Source organism: Parasphingopyxis sp. (assembly GCF_052168295.1).
Lineage (GTDB): Bacteria > Pseudomonadota > Alphaproteobacteria > Sphingomonadales > Sphingomonadaceae > Parasphingopyxis.
Window position 1 is genome coordinate 48,340 of record NZ_JBQLZN010000002.1, and the last position, 16,498, is coordinate 64,837.

Genomic DNA, 16,498 nt, shown 5'->3' on the forward strand with positions numbered 1-16,498 from the left:
CAACGGCGGCGCCCCTCTCGACATCCGGCGCGATATGCGTAATTTCCCCGAAAACTTGGGGATGCCGGCATGTATGACGTGAAGCTCGACCGATCGCTGTTCGAAGCGCAGACGGACACGCCCTATCGACCGATGACTTTGGCGGACATGCTCCGAGAGCAGGCCGAAAGGCGCGGCGACAGTCTCGCGCTGCGTGAACTGCTCGAAGACGGCGCGATCGGGCGCGAATGGACCTATGCGAAGCTTCTGGCCGATTCCGAGAAACTCAGCCGGGCACTCGCGGCACGCCATGCGCACGGCGCGCGGATCGCGATCATGGCGCATAATCTGCCCGAGTGGATCCTGATGGAATGCGCCTCGGCCATGACCGGGCTGACGCTTGTGACGGTCAACCCAGCCTTCAACGCGCGCGAGCTGCGCTATGTGCTCGAACAGTCCAACTCTGAAGCCATCTATTATGTCGCCGCCGTGCGCGGCAACTCGCTCGGCCCGATCGTCGAAACCGCGTGCGAAGACTTGCCGGCTATCGAACACACAATCCTGTTGACCGATCATGAGGCGCTTTTCAGCGGCCACGACCGCGGGGAGGAGCGGACAACAGAACCCGACGATGTCGTGCAGATCCAGTACACATCCGGCACCACCGGTTTTCCCAAGGGCGCGCTGCTGCACCAGAAGGGCCTGATCCAGAATGCCGCCGATATCTTTCGCCGTACGCAAGCGTCGGCCGAAGACAGCCTCGTGCTGATGGTGCCGCTGTTCCACACCGCCGGTTGCGCGATTTCCGTTCTCGGATCGCTGACGCACGGCATGACGATTTTGCTCGCCCCCGGATACGATCCGCAAATGATCGCGCGCGTCATCGAACGCGAACGCCCGACCATGACGGGCGGCGTTCCGACGATGCTGTTCGGGCTGGTCGAAGAGGCTGAAAAAACCGGACGCGATCTGAGCTCGATCAAGGGCGTCACCTGCGGCGGCGCGATGGTAGCGCCCGAGCTCTCCCGGCGCGTGCGCAAGACCATCGGCGCGACGATCCAGATCATTTATGGCCAAACCGAAGCCTCTCCGGGCATCACCATGGCGAACCGGGACGATGCCGAGGAAGACCTGACCCAGACGATCGGCCAGCCCCTTCCCCTTATGGACGTCGCGATTATCGAGCCGGGCGGCAGCCGGATTTGTGATATCGGCGAGCAGGGCGAGATCTGCGTGCGCGGCTACAACGTCATGACCGGCTATAACGACAATCCGGAGGCGACTGCCGAAACCATCGATACGGACGGCTGGCTGCGCACGGGCGATCTCGGTACGATGGACGATCGCGGCTATCTGAAGATCACCGGCCGGGTGAAGGAGATGATCATCCGCGGCGGAGAGAATCTCTTTCCGGCGGAAATCGAGAATGCGATGCTCGAACATGCGGCGCTCGCCGAGGTGGCGGTGGTCGGCGTGCCGGACGAGAAATGGGGCGAACTGGTCGCCTGTTTCATGCGCGCGGCCGAAGGCGAGAAGCCGACGGCGGACGAGTTGAAGAGCTTTATCCGCGAACGGCTCGCGCCGCACAAGACGCCGAGCTTCTGGATCTGGGTCGAGGACTGGCCGATGACGGGATCGGGCAAGATCCAGAAATTCGCGATGGCCGAAGCGTTCGAGCGGGGCGAATATCAGGCGCTAACCGCCTGAACTATCTCCCGTCATTAACATTTGAACTGGCGCGGGGCGGACCGCGCCATATAGTCGCGCTGGCCGAAAGGAGAGCCACGACGTGACACTAGACGCGAACGCGCTGAAGCCGGCCTGGCTCGACGGCTATCAGCGGCGCGACCTGTTGCCGGACATCCTGGCCGGGCTCATCCTCTCGATACTGCTCGTCCCGCAGGCCATGGCCTATGCGCAGCTTGCCGGGCTACCGGCCGAAACCGGTCTGTACGCGGCGCTGGTTCCGCCGCTGCTGTACCTCCTGTTCGGCACCTCGCCCTATGTGTCGCTGGGCCCGGTGGCACTCGTGTCGCTGCTCGTCGCCGAGGCGACGGGGAATGGCGATATCGATCCGCTGCAGGGCGCGATGATTATCGCGATCCAGGCCGGCGTGATCCTGTGCCTGCTCGGCGCGCTGCGCCTCGGCCGGCTCGTCAATTTCGTCAGCGAGCCCGCGTTGCTCGGCTTTACCGCAGCGGCCGCCGTGCTGATCGCGACAAGCCAGCTCCCGGCCTTGCTCGGCCTCGATGTCGCGCGCAGCGGGACGCTGATCGGCACCGGCGAAACGCTGATCCCGGCGCTCGGCGATACGGTCGTGGCTACGCTGCTGGTAGGCGGCGGCGCGCTCGCCCTGCTGTTGCTGACCGACCGCTATGCCGCGGCAGGACTCTGGAAAATCGGCGTCCGCCCGCCATGGCGCCAGGCGATCGTCAAATCGGTACCGCTCGCCATCATTATCGGCGCGGCTGTCGTCGTGCAGTTTGCGGCGCCCGGCGTCGCCACGGTGCAGGCGACGGCCGGCGGATTACCCGATTTCGCGCTGCCACCGCTCGATGCGGCGATCTGGCTCCGCCTGCTGCCGTCGAGCGCCGTGGTCGCGATCATTGCCTTTGTCATCGGCACAGCGGTCGCGAAGTCGCTCGCCGGGCGCGAACGCCGCTCGATCAATACGAGCCGCGAGGCGTTCGCCATCGGCGCGGCGAATATCGGGGCAGGACTGACCGGCGGCTATGCGGTAGGCGTGAGCCTCAGCCGGTCGGCGCTGGTCAGCGAAAGCGGAGCGAAATCACCGCTAGCCTCGATCGTCGCCGCGCTGGTCGTGCTCGCCGTCCTGCTCTTCTTCGCCGACACGCTCTCCTATCTGCCCGAAACGGCGCTCGCCGCGCTCGTGATCAGCGCGGTTTTCGGCCTCGTCAAAGTCCGCGAAATCGCGGCGCTCTGGCGGTATGACAAGATCGAGGCGGCGATCTTCGTCGCCACGCTGACGGCCACGCTGCTGCTCGGCGTGCAATGGGGCCTCGCGGTCGGCGCGCTGCTCGGCATCGCCGGTTTTCTGTGGTTTTCCAGCGTTCCGCGCATCACGCGGATCGGCTCCATCGACGATGGCGATTCCTTCCGGTCGATCGATCGGGAGGAGGTGGAGACCGACACGCTGCCCGTCCTCGTCGTGCGCATCGACCGGTCGATCTATTTCGGCAATGCGAGTTATTGCGAGGATGCGATCCTTGAGCAGGTCGCCGAGCATCCCGAAGCCAATTGCCTGATCCTCGACATGCGGGCTGTGAACGCGGTCGACGCGAGCGGCATGGCGATGTTGCGGCGGCTCTTGGCCAATCTCGATTCGAAGGAGCTGTCCGTCAATTTCGCCGCGATCCACAAGCCAATCTTCGAGGCACTGCAGAATAATGACCTGGCCCGCTCCCGCAATTTCTATCGCACCGTGCGCGAAGCCGTCGAAAAGTGTGGTGAGACTTCGGAATCCGAATAGCCGGCCGCCCGGTTACACCGCTTCCGCAGCCGCCTCGCTTCTCGCGACTTCGCCGGCGATATGGCGGAACGCCTTTTCGAAAATCTCCGGCGGCTGGCCGCCATTGATCACATATTCGCCGTTCACGATGATCGTCGGGACGGACTGGACGCCGCGCCCGCGCTGATGCGACTGGGACTGGCGGACATGGCCTGCATAGTCGTTCCCGGCCAGTATCTCGCGCGCCCGCGCACCGTCGAGCCCCACGGATTCGGCGATGCCCGCCAACGTCTCGTGATCGCCCATATTCTTGCCGTCGGTGAAATAGGCGGCGAACAGCGCATGTTTGAGCGCGCGCTGCTTACCCTCTTCCATCGCCCATTCGAGCAACCGGTGCGCATCGAACGTGTTGTAGATGCGGAAGCCGTCGCCCGTATTCATCGTGAAGCCCGTCTCCTCGGCCCGCGCCCGGATCTCGCCGCCGCGCCGTTTCGCATCGTCGGCGGACATCCGGTATTTGGTCGCGAAATAGTCGGCCCGGTCCATGCCTTCTGCCGGCATGTCCGGGTTGAGCTCGAACGGCTCGAAGCGAATGTACGGCTCGATCTCGTCGTCGATCGCGGCCAGTGCCGCCTCCATGTTGCGCAGGCCGATCACGCACCAGGGGCAGGAGATGTCGGAAATGAAGTCGATCTTGAGTTGCGTGGCCATGATGGGCTCCCGGGCATGCGTTGAACCGGTCGAAGGACTCGCCGGGGCACCGACCATAGCATAAACCGCCCGCGTTGACCTCCCGCGCCGGTCCCCCTAAATGAGCCGCCCGCAAGCGCGCTTGCCATGGCCCCTTCGTCTAGCGGTTAGGACGCGGCCCTCTCACGGCTGAAACACGGGTTCGAGTCCCGTAGGGGTCACCACATTCTCCCGGCATTTTTCACGGCCACGTTGCCGCGCTTGACCCGCAGCAAGCCCCTGCATAGGCCGTCTGCAGGAGGCTATCCGCGATGACGTTCAAGGCGATCAAGGTCGTGATCATTACCGAGAAAGTCATCTTCGATGGCGTTGCGCAGATCATCGAGGATGCCGGCGGCACGGGGTACACGGTCGTATCGGCGGGCGGCAAAGGCAGCCGGGGCGTGCGCCCGACGAACCGGGCGTCGATCGTCGACGCGTTCCGCAATGTGAAGGTCGAGGTGATCGTCTCGGACCATGACGTCGCCGAGCAGATCATCGATACTGTCGCGGCGCGCTATTTCGACGATTATTCAGGGATCACCTATCTCGAAGAGGTCGAGATCCTCCGCCCGCACAAATTCCATCACTAATTCCGGGCGCTAGCCGAACTCCGGCCCGAACACGATCTGGGCGAGCGCTACATAGAGCGGGATGCCGATCGCGATCGCGACCGGCGTGCCGATACTGGTCGACGAACCGATATAGGCGGACGGGTTGGCCGAGGGTATCGCGGCGCGCAGCGTCGGCGGGCCCGAAATATCCGAACTCGAACCGGCCATCACGGCGAGCAGCACGATGCCGCCCGGACTGAACCCCGTCGCCAGATGCAGGAGATACCCCAGCCCGAAAGCGATCAGGCCATGGGTCAGCGGGGAGACGACGGCGTAAACCGCATACCAGTGCGCGACTTTGCGGATCTCGTTCAAGCGCTGATAGGCTTCGATCCCCATGATCAGCATCAGGATCGAGAGCAGCCCGCGGAACAGCGGGTCGTAAAAACCCTCGAACACCTGTTCGGGGCGCGTCAGCAGCCCGAGCGCCAGGCCCAGGATCAGCGCGGACAGCGCCGATCCACGCAGGCTGTCGGCGATGATCGCGCCGATCTTCGGCTTCTCGCTCGATTTACCGTCGCGCTTTGCGAAATAGAGATTGGCCAGCACGATAGCGAGCACCAGCGCCGGGATGTCCATGAACGGGTAAAGCGCAGGAACCCAAGCCTCGTAGAAGATATCGTCTTCCTCGAGCAGGACCATCGCGGCGGCGAGAGTCGAGGCGCTGACCGCGCCGAACAGGCCAGCCGTGGCGATCGCATCTTCGGTTCTCACGCCGGGCAGAAACGAGAGCGTGAAGCGCCCGATGAGCACGATCGCACAGCCGATGAAGACGGTCGCCACGGCGGGCAGCAGCATATCGGCGAAATTGGCGTCGCGGATTTCCAGCCCGCCCTCGATGCCGATGCGCATGAGCAGCATGAACACCGCGAACTTGTAGATCGCGTCGGGAATGTCGAGCTTGCTGCGAAAGGCGGCGAGCAGCATTCCGCCGATCAGAAAGGCGAGTGCCGGAGACTGGAACTGCGTCACGAGACGCGTCAGGAAATCGACCAGCAGTTCCATTTCGCGTGTCTTGTCACCCTGTTGCGTCCCTTGAGTCTATCGACGCGGTGATTCTGGCCGTCAAGCTTGGCGGTTCGGGATCGTAAGCCGCTAGGCGCTCGACGAAATCGGCAGGACGAGCCGTGCCATCGCTTTTCTGATTTACACTGACAGAGCCTAGTCATTGGCCCATCACATTGCGTTCGTATATATCTATCGCAACGGTCACTGAAGTTAGGAGAGAGCATATGGACGCGAAGACAGGCGAAATGAGCGGCGGTTGCCCGATGGGCTTTGACGGCGAAACGCGCTCACTGCTGGGCAGGACCAACCGGGACTGGTGGCCCGACCAGCTCAATCTCGAAATGTTGACCGAAGACGGCACGTCGCCCGATCCGATGGGCGCGGATTTCGATTATGCCGAGGCCTTCAAGAAGCTCGATTATGAAGGGCTGAAGAACGACCTCACGGCGCTGATGACGGACTCGCAGTCCTGGTGGCCGGCCGATTATGGACATTACGGCCCGTTCTTCATCCGCATGGCGTGGCATGCGGCCGGCACATACCGCACCGGCGACGGCCGCGGCGGCGCCGGCAGCGGTCAGCAGCGTTTCGCGCCGCTCAACAGCTGGCCGGATAACGGCAATCTCGACAAGGCGCGGCGCCTGTTATGGCCGATCAAGCAGAAATACGGCCAGAACATCAGCTGGGCCGATCTGTTCATCCTCGCGGGCAATGTCGCGATCGAATCGATGGGCGGGCCGGTGTTCGGCTTCGGCGGCGGCCGCAAGGACGTGTATGAACCTGAAAAAGTCTATTGGGGCACCGAAGAGCTCTGGGTCGACCAGGGCGCCGAAACCCGCATCATCCCCGATGAAGGCAAGGCGCTGGAAAACCCGCTCGCGGCGATCCAGATGGGCCTGATCTACGTCAATCCGGAAGGCCCGGGCGGCAATCCCGATCCGCTCGAGTCGGCGCGCGACATGCGCAAGACGTTCGAGCGGATGGCGATGAACGACGAGGAAACGGTCGCGCTGACCGCTGGCGGCCACGCGTTCGGCAAATGTCATGGCGCGATCCCGGCCGACCAGCTCGCCGGCAGCCCCGAGGGCGAACATCTGATGCTGCAGGGCTTCGGCTGGTCGACCGATCCGGACCAGATCGCAGAGGGTCACATCACGACGTCCGGCCTCGAAGGCCCGTGGACGCCCAACCCGACGCAGTGGGGGAACGACTATTTCCGCCTGCTGTTCAAATATGACTATGAGCTGGTGGAGAGCCCGGCGGGCGCCAAGCAGTGGACGCCGGTCGATCCCGAAGAGGCCGACATGGCGCCCGATGCGCGCGATCCGTCGAAAAAGGTTCCGACCATGATGACGACGGCGGACATGGCTTTGAAGATGGACCCGGACTATCGCAAGATTTCCGAACGGTTCCTCAACGATCAGGCCGCGCTGGAAGACGCCTTCGCCCGCGCCTGGTTCAAGCTCTGCCACCGCGATATGGGCCCCAAGGTCCGCTATCTCGGGCCGGAAGTACCCGAAGAGGACCTGATCTGGCAGGATCCGATTCCGGCCGGAACCGAGCCCTCGGACGGCGCGGTATCGGATTTCAAGTCGAAGATCCTCGATAGCGGGCTGTCTGTCAGCGAACTCGTCAAGGCGGCCTGGGCGTCGGCCTCGACCTATCGCCGGTCGGACCATCGCGGCGGCGCCAACGGTGCGCGTGTACGTCTCGCGCCGCAGAAGGACTGGGAAGTCAACGACCCGGACGAGCTGGCGAAGGTGCTTGCCAAGATCGACGAGCTTCGCGGTGACATGTCGATGGCCGACGCCATCGTCCTCGCCGGTTCGGCAGCGGTCGAGAAAGCGGCGAAGGACGCCGGCTTCGACGTCACGGTGCCGTTCCTCGGCGGTCGCGGCGATGCAACCGAGGAGCAGACCGACGCCGAGAGCTTCGAACCGCTCGAGCCGTTCGCCGACGGCTTCCGCAACTATCTGCGGACCAAGGCGAGCGTGAAGACCGAAGACATGCTCGTAGACCGCGCGCACCTGCTCGGTCTCTCGATGCCCGAGATGACGGTGCTCGTCGGTGGCCTGCGCGTCCTCGGCGCGGTGAGCGGCAATACCGGCCATGGTGTGCTCACCGACCGGCCCGGCCAGCTCACGACCGACTTCTTCACCAACCTGCTCGACATGGGTACGGCCTGGACGGTCGTGGACGAGAGCGGCGATGAGGAATTTGTCGGTGCGGATCGTGCCAGCGGTGACGAGAAATGGCGCGCCACGCGCACCGATCTCGTCTTCGGTTCCAACTCGCAGCTTCGCGCCATCGCCGAAGTTTATGCCGAGAACGGGCATGAGCAGAAATTCGTGAACGACTTCGTCGCGGCATGGACCAAGGTCATGAACGCCGACCGGTTCGACGCCGCTTAAGCTAGACCGTCCGACTTACTCGGAAACCCAAAATCCCCGCCGCGCCACCCGGTGCGGCGGGGATTTCTTTTATCTAGTAACCGAGCGCCTGGCCGTCCTTGCGCATTTCGGTCGCGCCGGCATAGACGCCGGTTTCCGGATCGCGGACGATGGCCTGATAGCCGCCGAACATGATGCCGTTGGTCACGACTTCGACATTGTGCCCCATTGCGCGGAGCTGCTCGACGGTCTCGTCCGGGATACCCGCCTCGACACTGAGCGTGCCGAGCAGGTCCGCGCCCGTCCCTTGCAGATCGTCGGTCGGCGCGCGGCCGCCGCCATGGTTGATCCGCGCGGCATCGCCCGCTTCCTGCACGTTCATGCCATAATCGACCATGTTGATCAGCACCTGGACATGGCCCTGGGGCTGCATCGATCCGCCCATCAGGCCGAAGCTCATATAGGGCTGGTCGTTGTGCATGACGAAGGCCGGGATGATCGTCTGGAACGGCCGCTTGCCCGGCGCATAAACGTTCGGATGATCGGGATCGAGCGAGAACAGCTCGCCGCGATCCTGGAACATGAAGCCGAGCCCGTCCGGCACAAGGCCCGAGCCCATGCCCCGATAGTTGGACTGGATGAGGCTCACCATCATGCCGCTTGAATCCGCGACCGTCAGATAGGTGGTGTCCCCCTCCCCTTCGATCCGCGGATCGCCGGGCGCGAAGGCCGGATTGGCGCGCGCCGGATCGATCTCGGCGAAGCGGCGCTGGCCATATTCCTGCGACAACAGCCCCTCGATCGGAATGTCGGAAAAGGCAGGATCGGCGTAGAAGCGGGCCAGATCCTCGAAAGCGAGGCGCTTCGCCTCGGTGATGTAATGCAGCACTTCGGCGGACCCACGCGGCCATTGTGCGAGGTCGACATTGCGCAGGATATTCACCATCTGCAGCGCCGCGAAACCCTGGCTGTTGGGCGGCAGTTCGCACAGCTCGTACCCATCGCGATAGTCGACACAGGCGACATCTACCCATTCGCTCTCATGCGCGGCCATGTCCTCATAGCGCAGCGCGCCGCCGATCCGCCGCATATAGGCATCGATGGTCCGGGCGATTTCGCCCTCGTAAAAGGCCTCGCGCCCGCCCGCCGCGATGGCGCGATAGGTCGCGCCGAGATCGGGGTTGCGGAAGATTTGCCCGGCCTGAGGCGCGCCCTCCGCGAAATAGGTCGCCCGCGCATTGTCGAATTCGCCGATCATCTCGAGCCGCTGCTCGAAAGCGGCGAAATTGCGCTGGAAATAATGCGCGATCACAGGCGCAACGGGATGGCCGTTCTCCGCATAGGCGATGGACGGTGCGAGAATATCTTCCATGCTGAGCCGCCCGAACCGGCCATGCAGTTCGAACCAGCCATCGACTGCGCCGGGCACGCTGACCGGCAGATGGCCGACCGGCGGGATCGACGTCGCATCGCCCAGGGCCTCGCGCAGGTCATCATAGCTCTGCCCCATCGGGCTGCGGCCCGAGGCGTTGAGGCCATAGAGTTGTTCGGTCTCCGGGTCCCAGACGATGGCGAACAGGTCGCCGCCGATGCCGTTGCCCGTCGGTTCCATCAGGCCGAGCGCGGCATTGGCCGCAATTGCCGCATCCACGGCGCTCCCGCCGGCCTGCAGGATGTCGATGGCGATCTGGCTCGCGAGCGGATGCGCCGTCGCCGCCATGCCGTTCTCCGCATAGACCGGACTGCGCGACCATGCCGCCCCGACCGGCCGCCCGCCGGCGCCCATTTCGATTGCCGGTGCTGCGCCATCCTGTGCCGAAGCCGGACCTGTTCCGGCGACCAGCAGAATAGCGCAAAAAGCCGTCAACACTGATTTACGCATGATCGAAATCCCCTCTCTCGCTGCTATTGGCTACCCCGGACGCCGACGGGTATGCGCCAGATCGTGCCGCCGCCCCGGAACGTCGAGGTAGCATATAGCGCGTGATGATCGAATGCGCCGCGACCGAACACAAGGCTCGCAACATTGGGTACGTCTTCCGCGATCAGCACCTGCTCGCCCGTCTCGGGATCGAAGCGCCAGATTCTGCCGACCTGATTGTCGGCGATGTAGACGCGGCCGCTCTCATCTATCGCCAGCCCGTCGAGACCCGCGCCGCCGGTCTCCAGAACGACCGAGGCGGCACCGGCTGACCCGTTCTCGCCTATCTCGACGGCCCAGAGCCGGTCGGCGAACTCAATGGGCGCCAGTCTGGTAAAAATCTGCGCGACATATAGCGTCCGTCCATCCGGCGAGACGACCATACCGTTGGGAAAAGGCACGGCGCGGGACCAGATCGAGACATTGCGGTCAGCATCAATGCGGTAGATGATATCCGTCCCGTCGTCCGAGACGAGAAAGGAGCCGTCCGGCATCGGCAGGATGAAGTTCGGATCGGCGATGCCGGTCGCGAAAACCGTTCTTTCGCCTTCAGGCGTCACCCGCCAGACGATCCCGTCATTTTCGCTCTCATCGCCCTCGCTGAAAATGTTGGTCGGCCCGAAATCCGCCGCCAAGATGTCGCGTTCGCCGATCGGCGCTTGGCCGAGATTCGTATAGACATCGGCCAAACGGCGCACGCTACCGTCGGGCCGGGCGATCCAGACGCCACGATTGGCCCCGATGAACAAATCGCCACGAGCGTTGAACGTTATGCCCTCCGCACCGTCGAACGCCTCGATAAAAGCTTCTGCCACAACCGGAAATTCTGGCTCGGCAACAGCTGCATCCGGCGCGCTCATGCCAGCCAGTGAAGCGATAAGAGGCCAAAGTATCACCCCGATGCGTCTCCCGGAATATCGATGACGATCTTGCCGAAATGCTTCTGCGCGGCCTGATGCTGGAAGGCGTCGGCGACTTGGTCCAGCGGGAAATGCGTGTCGATCACCGGCTTGATGCCGTTGGCGTCGATCGCCGCGATCATGTCGCGCTGGTCGGCCTGGCTACCGACGGTGATCCCCGTCATCACGAGGTTCTTCTGGAAGAAGAGCGCGGTCGGCACTTCGCCCGACAGCCCCGTGAGCACGCCGATCAGCCCGATATGCCCGCCCGTGCGGCACGCATGGATCGATTGCGTCAGCGTCCCCGGACCGCCGATCTCGACGACGGTGTCTACGCCGCGACCCGCCGTCCATTGCAGCGCGGCCTTACCCCAGTCCGCCTCTTCCTTGTAATTGATCACATGATCGGCGCCGAGCGCGGTCAGCCGCTCGAGCTTCTCGCCCGACGAGGACGTCGCGATCACCGTCGCGCCCGCGGCCTTGGCGAATTGCAGCGCGAAGATCGAGACCCCGCCCGATCCCTGCACGAGTACGATATCGCCGGGCTTGGTCTGAGTGGACACGAACAGCGCGCGCCACGCGGTCAGCGCCGCACATGGCAGTGTCGCCGCCTCGGCGAAACTGTAGTCCTTCGGTGCCTTCGTAAAGGCGCGGGCGGGCGCCGCGACATATTCGGCGGCGAAACCATCGGCATGATCGCCGGGCACGCCGAGGCGCTTCTCGTTTTCCCCCGGCCCATCGGCCCAGCCCGGAAAGAATACGGAAAGCGCATGATCGCCGGCGCTCCATCCCGAAACGCCCTCTCCTACGCTTACGACTTCGCCCGCGCCGTCCGACATCAGGATCCGGCCATCGACCGTCGGGATACCGCCCAGCGCGACGACATAATCGTGATAGTTCAATGAATTAGCGGCCACCTTGACGAGAAGCTCGCCGGGCCCGGCCTCAGGCTGGTCGCGATCCGCGATGACGATATTGTCGAGCCCGCCGGGCTTTTTGAGCGTTGCGGCTTTCATCTACGCGACATCCTTGAAGTTGCCCGGGCGCTTGGCCATCCCGGCCATCACCGCCTCGATCTGGTTGGGCTTGCCGATCACGCCTGCCTGTTCGCGCGATTCCTCCAAGAGAATTTCCGCCGCATGCTGGTCCCGCGACATGTTGAGGAGCCGCTTGTTGGCGCGCACCGCATCCGGGCTCTTGCTCGCGATTTCATGCGCGAGTTCCATCGCATCGGCATGCGGATCGTCGGAAAGCTTCGTCGCAAAGCCATAATCGAGCGCTTCGGCCCCGTCGAAAATCCGCGCCGTATAGCAAAGCTCGCGCACCACATCGTCGCGGGCGAGATTGCGCACGATCGGGATGCCGGCCATGTCCGGCACAAGGCCCCATTTCATCTCCATGATCGCGTGGCGCGTGTCGGGCGCGGTCACCCGGATATCGGCACCGCAGGCGATCTGGAAGCCGCCGCCGAATGCGACGCCATGCACCGCCGCGATCACCGGCACCGGCAACACATGCCAACCCCAGGCGACCTGCTGGAACTTGTTCGCGTCCCCATAGGTGCGTTTCATAAGCCGGTCGGCACCATCATCGTCGCCATCGTCATTATCGGCGGCGCTCTTCTGCGCCATGCCGGCGAAGCTCGCCATGTCGAGCCCGGCGCAGAAAGCCCGGCCCTCGCCCGACAGCACAACGGCGCGCACGCTGCTATCGCTGCCGAGTTGTTCGATGGCATCGACGATCCCGTCGAACATCGCGGGATCGAGAGCGTTCATCTTTTCGGGACGGTTAAGGCGCACATCGGCGACGCCTGCATCGTCGATGGCAATCGTTACGCGGTCGGTCATCGGGTTCTCCTTTACGTCAACTGTGGCACAGCCGCGCGCAGGCGCGCAACAGGCGCTTGCGCTTTCGGCCCTCCCGCGCGCAAAGAGGCCCGATGAAGGGCGAGATGGAGCGATTTCTTGCGCGCTATGGCGAGTGGCAAAGCGCGCGCCTTGCCGTGGCGACCGTCATACGCACCTGGGGCTCGGCGCCGCGGCCGGCCGGCAGTCATATGCTGGTCCATGAAGACGGCCGGTTCGAAGGATCGGTATCGGGCGGCTGTGTCGAGGGCGATGTGCTGCACACAGCCGGCGAGGTTTTGGCCGATGGTCGATTCCGCCTGCTGCGCTTCGGCGTCGAAAACGAAACGGCATGGCAGGCGGGCCTGCCCTGTGGCGGCGAAATCGAAATCCTTGTGCAGCCGGTCGGGCCGGACGGCTTTCCGCCGGACCTGTTCGCCGCCATCGGCGAAGCGCGCCGGTCCGGCGAGACGCTGTACACGGCCACCGATCTGGACAGCGGCGCAACGCGGATCGCCGAACGCGACGAGGAAGCCGGATGGATCAACCGCTACGCCCCGCCGCGCCGGCTGCTCATCGTCGGCGCCGTGCAGATCGCGCAGTCGCTCGCGCGCATGGCGGAAGAGATCGATATCGCACCCGTCCTCATCGATCCGCGCGCGGCGTTCCTGACCGAAGAGCGGTTTCCGGGCGTCGACCGCGACGATCGCTGGCCGGATGAAGCCATCGCCGCGCATAATCCCGATGCGCGCACCGCCATCGTGGTCCTCAGCCATGATCCGAAGATCGACGACCCGGCCCTGATCGCCGCGCTGGAATCGCCGGCCGGCTATGTCGCCGCCTTGGGCTCGCGCAAAAGCCATGCGGCGCGGCTGGCGCGGTTGCGCGAAGCCGGTGTGGACGCGGAAAATCTATCGCGGATCGACGGTCCCGCGGGCCTCGATATCGGTAGCGTCGGCCCGGCGGAAATCGCGCTCTCGATCGCCGCTGGAATGGTATCAGCCTTCGCTCAGAACTCGCCCTGAACGGCGAGCGCATAGCCGTTCGGCCCCGGCGCGAAACCGGCAAGCGCGAGCCGTTCGCGCATCGCATCGTCGACGGCCATCGTCCGGAATTCCGCCGTATAGGCGCCGGTCGCGCCGATGCGGATTTCGAGCTGTTCCATCCCGCTCTGGCTGATCAGCGGCAGCAGCAGCGCGCCTTCGTCGCACTGCGCATTGCCCATCACGAATTCGGGCAGCGAGATGCCGGCCAGATTGCCGCCCAGCCGCGCCCGAACCAGGCCCTCCGCCGTGTCGCACAACCCGTTGTCGAAATGCACGGTCACATCTTCGAGTTCGAGCGCGCTAACCGGTAGCGGCGCGAACAGGTCGGCGACGGGCAAGGACGCATGCATATCGTCCAGCCCGAATTCGCTGCCCGAAACGCTCATCGCACCGCGAAAGCCGCCGAACTGATCCGCATCCATGCCGCTTCGGGCCATGGCGACGCGCGCCCGGCCAACGAGCAGCGGGAAAAAGCCGAGCCCCGCATCGACATCGCCGACCGCCGCATCGCCAAACTGTGCCTCGACCAGACGCCCGTTCCAGACGCTGCCCTGCGCCTCGCGTGCCGCGACACCGCGATCGTCCATGCCGAGCCAGTCGAGGCCGAGCCGCATCGGGATGAGCACCAGCAGCGCCAGCGCGAAGATGCACAGGAATAAGACCGCACGGCCCATCGGAAGCGTGATCCGCATCAGCCCTGCCCTCCGCGCCGGAAAGTGACGTCCACCGAAAGCGTTTCGTCCGCATTAGGCCGCGCCGTCAGCGCATCGACATGGAGGCCCATGCGCGTTTCGAGATCGGCAACCCAGGCGAAGAAAGTCTGCGGGCGGACCGCGCCGATGATAACGCGTACGCCGTCCGTGCCCGCCGGTTCGGTCTGCGCCGTGTTAAAGCCGACCCGCACCGCTTCGGCAGTCACGATATCGCTGATCCGGCCGGAAACCGCGGGCGGCGGATTGGCGGATACGGCGTCGATGGCCGCGAGCCGCGCCTCGATGCGGCCGAGCGCGATCACCGCCGCATCGTGGCGCGCCTTGGCGGATTCGCGCATAAGGTCGATCGGCCGGACGATCAGCAGCCAGCTGAGGACCAGTACCGCTAATCCCCCGGCCACGCCGACAAGCCAGCGTTCGCGGGCGCTCAATCCGCCCCACCAGGCTTTCACACGCTCCGTCATGGCGCCCGCACCACATAATCGGCGATCTGCCGCCCGCCACCATCGCGCACGCCGCCGGGCGTGACGATGAGTCCGGCGGCGGCCATGCGCTGCTGCAGGGCCGTCAGTTCCGCCTGTCCCGGCGCGGCGGCGGTCAGTTGCAGGCTGTTATCGTCGGCATAGACGATCGACTGCAGTTCCACGCCCGCCGTATCGCGGATCGCGCCGAACGCCGCATTGGCGAGTTCGCCATAGCCCGGTCCGCCGCCAAGCTCGGAGAGCCGCCCGCGCAACTGTGCATCGGCATCGACGATCTCGACATTGCCGGGGATGGCGTCGCGCGCGCGTTCGGCGATCTCGCGCTCGACGGCATCGGCGGCGAAGCTGTAGCGCGCGATCATCGTCAGCTGGATCAGCAGCGTGACCAGCAGGACTGCCGCGGCGAGAAGGGCAACCCGGCGCAGATAGCCGGTGTCGAGTTTCCAGCGCCGGCGCTTCGCATAATCGCCCTGCCGCAGATTGAGCGGCGGCGCGGCCAGCACGGTGCCGAGGCCGCGCTCCATGTATTCGGCCGTAATCGGCTCGACCGGCTCGTCGGCGATCAGCAGGGCCGCGATATCCGGTTCGGCGGCGAAGGCGCGTTTGGGTCCGCGCACTATATCGATGCCGGCCTTGCGCAGCGTGCGCACACCGGTTTCGGGCGGCGCGATCAGCAGCGGTTCCGGGATCACGATATCGGGATCGAGGCCGAGCGTTTCGGCCTCGGCCAGCCAGTCGTCCATCCGCGCGCGCGAGACGATGGCGAGCGGCCGCTCGTCGTCCGCATCGGCTGGGCCGGTCGCGACATGCTGCGTCTCGAAGCGCTCCGCGCTCACCTCCTCGGCCATGATCCGCGCCGCGGCCCCGGCCTGCGCAGGCGCGAGCGCGGCCGGGATTTCGGCCCAGTGCAACGCCACCTCGCTACCGGGAACGACCAGAGTCACGGTTTCCGGCTCGTCGCCGTCTTCATCAGGCTCGGGCAGCGTGTCGAAACCCGATTGCCGCACGAGCGTCCGCCCATCGGCGATCCGCATCCAGCCCGGTTCTTCGCCGAGAAAGATCAGGAGATAACGCGCGCTCATTCGTCACGCCCCCAGCGGCGCGAGACGACGCGCGCCGGCGCGAAGCTGGCGTCGATCAGCGCGGACTGCTGCAGCTCTACCTCGCCGAGCCGGACATCGAGTTCGAGCCGGAAATAGCGGGTACGGATCTGGGGCTGGCCGATCACTTCGCCCATCGGCTCCTGATTGGCAAGCACCGGCTGGTTCCAGAAATCGGCGATGCTGTTCCACCCGGTTTCGGGGCGCGCGGCGATCGCCTGGCTGGCGCCATTGGCATCGAGACGGTTCGGCAGGAGCATGGCGATAAGCGGGGCCTGTTCCGGAAGCAGGGTGTTGACGTTGA

Annotated in this window: 15 protein-coding genes and 1 tRNA gene; 6 read left to right on the plus strand and 10 right to left on the minus strand. The window is 64.9% G+C overall.

From position 1 onward, the window contains the following. The first annotated feature begins 69 nt into the window (after positions 1 to 69). Both ACTS1Z_RS00195 and ACTS1Z_RS00200 read left to right on the plus strand, forming a co-directional pair. Positions 70 to 1,686 (plus strand): class I adenylate-forming enzyme family protein, encoded by a 1,617-nt coding sequence (locus ACTS1Z_RS00195; protein ID WP_442622409.1) that lies wholly within the window; start codon positions 70 to 72, stop codon positions 1,684 to 1,686. A gap of 82 nt (positions 1,687 to 1,768) precedes the next feature. After that, positions 1,769 to 3,469, plus strand: coding sequence for a SulP family inorganic anion transporter (locus ACTS1Z_RS00200; RefSeq protein WP_442622410.1), 1,701 nt, complete (start codon positions 1,769 to 1,771; stop codon positions 3,467 to 3,469). Positions 3,470 to 3,481: 12 nt separating this feature from the next. On the opposite strand, the gene ACTS1Z_RS00205 is transcribed toward ACTS1Z_RS00200, so the two are convergent. Beyond that, complete coding sequence (locus ACTS1Z_RS00205; protein ID WP_442622411.1) at positions 3,482 to 4,159, minus strand: DsbA family oxidoreductase; 678 nt, start codon at positions 4,157 to 4,159, stop codon at positions 3,482 to 3,484. A gap of 128 nt (positions 4,160 to 4,287) precedes the next feature. Between ACTS1Z_RS00205 and ACTS1Z_RS00210 the strand changes: the two genes are divergently transcribed. Both ACTS1Z_RS00210 and ACTS1Z_RS00215 read left to right on the plus strand, forming a co-directional pair. Continuing rightward, a tRNA-Glu gene (locus ACTS1Z_RS00210) sits at positions 4,288 to 4,362 on the plus strand. Positions 4,363 to 4,449: 87 nt separating this feature from the next. Then, positions 4,450 to 4,770: a P-II family nitrogen regulator gene (locus tag ACTS1Z_RS00215; protein WP_442622412.1), complete on the plus strand. Its 321-nt coding sequence runs from the start codon at positions 4,450 to 4,452 to the stop codon at positions 4,768 to 4,770. A 9-nt stretch (positions 4,771 to 4,779) separates the two neighbouring features. Here the strand turns inward: ACTS1Z_RS00215 and ACTS1Z_RS00220 are convergent, their stop codons facing one another. Continuing rightward, a complete protein-coding gene (locus ACTS1Z_RS00220; protein ID WP_442622413.1) occupies positions 4,780 to 5,796 on the minus strand; it encodes a sodium-dependent bicarbonate transport family permease in 1,017 nt (338 codons plus the stop codon). A gap of 227 nt (positions 5,797 to 6,023) precedes the next feature. Here ACTS1Z_RS00220 and katG point away from each other — a divergent pair, with 227 nt between their 5' ends. Further along, a complete protein-coding gene (gene katG / locus ACTS1Z_RS00225) occupies positions 6,024 to 8,210 on the plus strand; it encodes a catalase/peroxidase HPI (RefSeq protein ID WP_442622414.1) in 2,187 nt (728 codons plus the stop codon). A 73-nt stretch (positions 8,211 to 8,283) separates the two neighbouring features. On the opposite strand, the gene ACTS1Z_RS00230 is transcribed toward katG, so the two are convergent. The 4 genes from ACTS1Z_RS00230 to ACTS1Z_RS00245 form a co-directional block, all read right to left on the minus strand. Continuing rightward, positions 8,284 to 10,071, minus strand: coding sequence for a gamma-glutamyltransferase family protein (locus ACTS1Z_RS00230; protein WP_442622415.1), 1,788 nt, complete (start codon positions 10,069 to 10,071; stop codon positions 8,284 to 8,286). Between the two features lie 23 nt (positions 10,072 to 10,094). After that, positions 10,095 to 10,925 (minus strand): SMP-30/gluconolactonase/LRE family protein, encoded by an 831-nt coding sequence (locus ACTS1Z_RS00235; RefSeq protein ID WP_442622416.1) that lies wholly within the window; start codon positions 10,923 to 10,925, stop codon positions 10,095 to 10,097. A gap of 77 nt (positions 10,926 to 11,002) precedes the next feature. After that, on the minus strand, positions 11,003 to 12,025 hold the full coding sequence (locus ACTS1Z_RS00240; protein WP_442622417.1) for a zinc-dependent alcohol dehydrogenase family protein: 1,023 nt from the start codon (positions 12,023 to 12,025) through the stop codon (positions 11,003 to 11,005). After that, positions 12,026 to 12,856 (minus strand): crotonase/enoyl-CoA hydratase family protein, encoded by an 831-nt coding sequence (locus ACTS1Z_RS00245; RefSeq protein ID WP_442622418.1) that lies wholly within the window; start codon positions 12,854 to 12,856, stop codon positions 12,026 to 12,028. Positions 12,857 to 12,948: 92 nt separating this feature from the next. Here ACTS1Z_RS00245 and ACTS1Z_RS00250 point away from each other — a divergent pair, with 92 nt between their 5' ends. Beyond that, positions 12,949 to 13,878: an XdhC family protein gene (locus tag ACTS1Z_RS00250; RefSeq protein WP_442622419.1), complete on the plus strand. Its 930-nt coding sequence runs from the start codon at positions 12,949 to 12,951 to the stop codon at positions 13,876 to 13,878. Here ACTS1Z_RS00250 and gspN read toward each other — a convergent pair. The 4 genes from gspN to ACTS1Z_RS00270 all read right to left on the minus strand — a co-directional run. Next, positions 13,863 to 14,591: a type II secretion system protein N gene (gene gspN, locus ACTS1Z_RS00255; RefSeq protein WP_442622420.1), complete on the minus strand. Its 729-nt coding sequence runs from the start codon at positions 14,589 to 14,591 to the stop codon at positions 13,863 to 13,865. The genes ACTS1Z_RS00250 and gspN overlap by 16 nt on opposite strands. Beyond that, positions 14,591 to 15,076, minus strand: a complete 486-nt coding sequence (gene gspM, locus ACTS1Z_RS00260; RefSeq protein ID WP_442622421.1) for a type II secretion system protein GspM — start codon at positions 15,074 to 15,076, stop codon at positions 14,591 to 14,593. Before gspM ends, gspN begins: the two co-directional genes overlap by 1 nt. Then, positions 15,073 to 16,176: a type II secretion system protein GspL gene (gene gspL / locus ACTS1Z_RS00265; RefSeq protein WP_442622422.1), complete on the minus strand. Its 1,104-nt coding sequence runs from the start codon at positions 16,174 to 16,176 to the stop codon at positions 15,073 to 15,075. Before gspL ends, gspM begins: the two co-directional genes overlap by 4 nt. Continuing rightward, a partial coding sequence (locus ACTS1Z_RS00270; protein ID WP_442622423.1) for a type II secretion system protein GspK occupies positions 16,173 to 16,498 on the minus strand: 326 nt, incomplete at its 5' end. The genes ACTS1Z_RS00270 and gspL, both read right to left, overlap by 4 nt.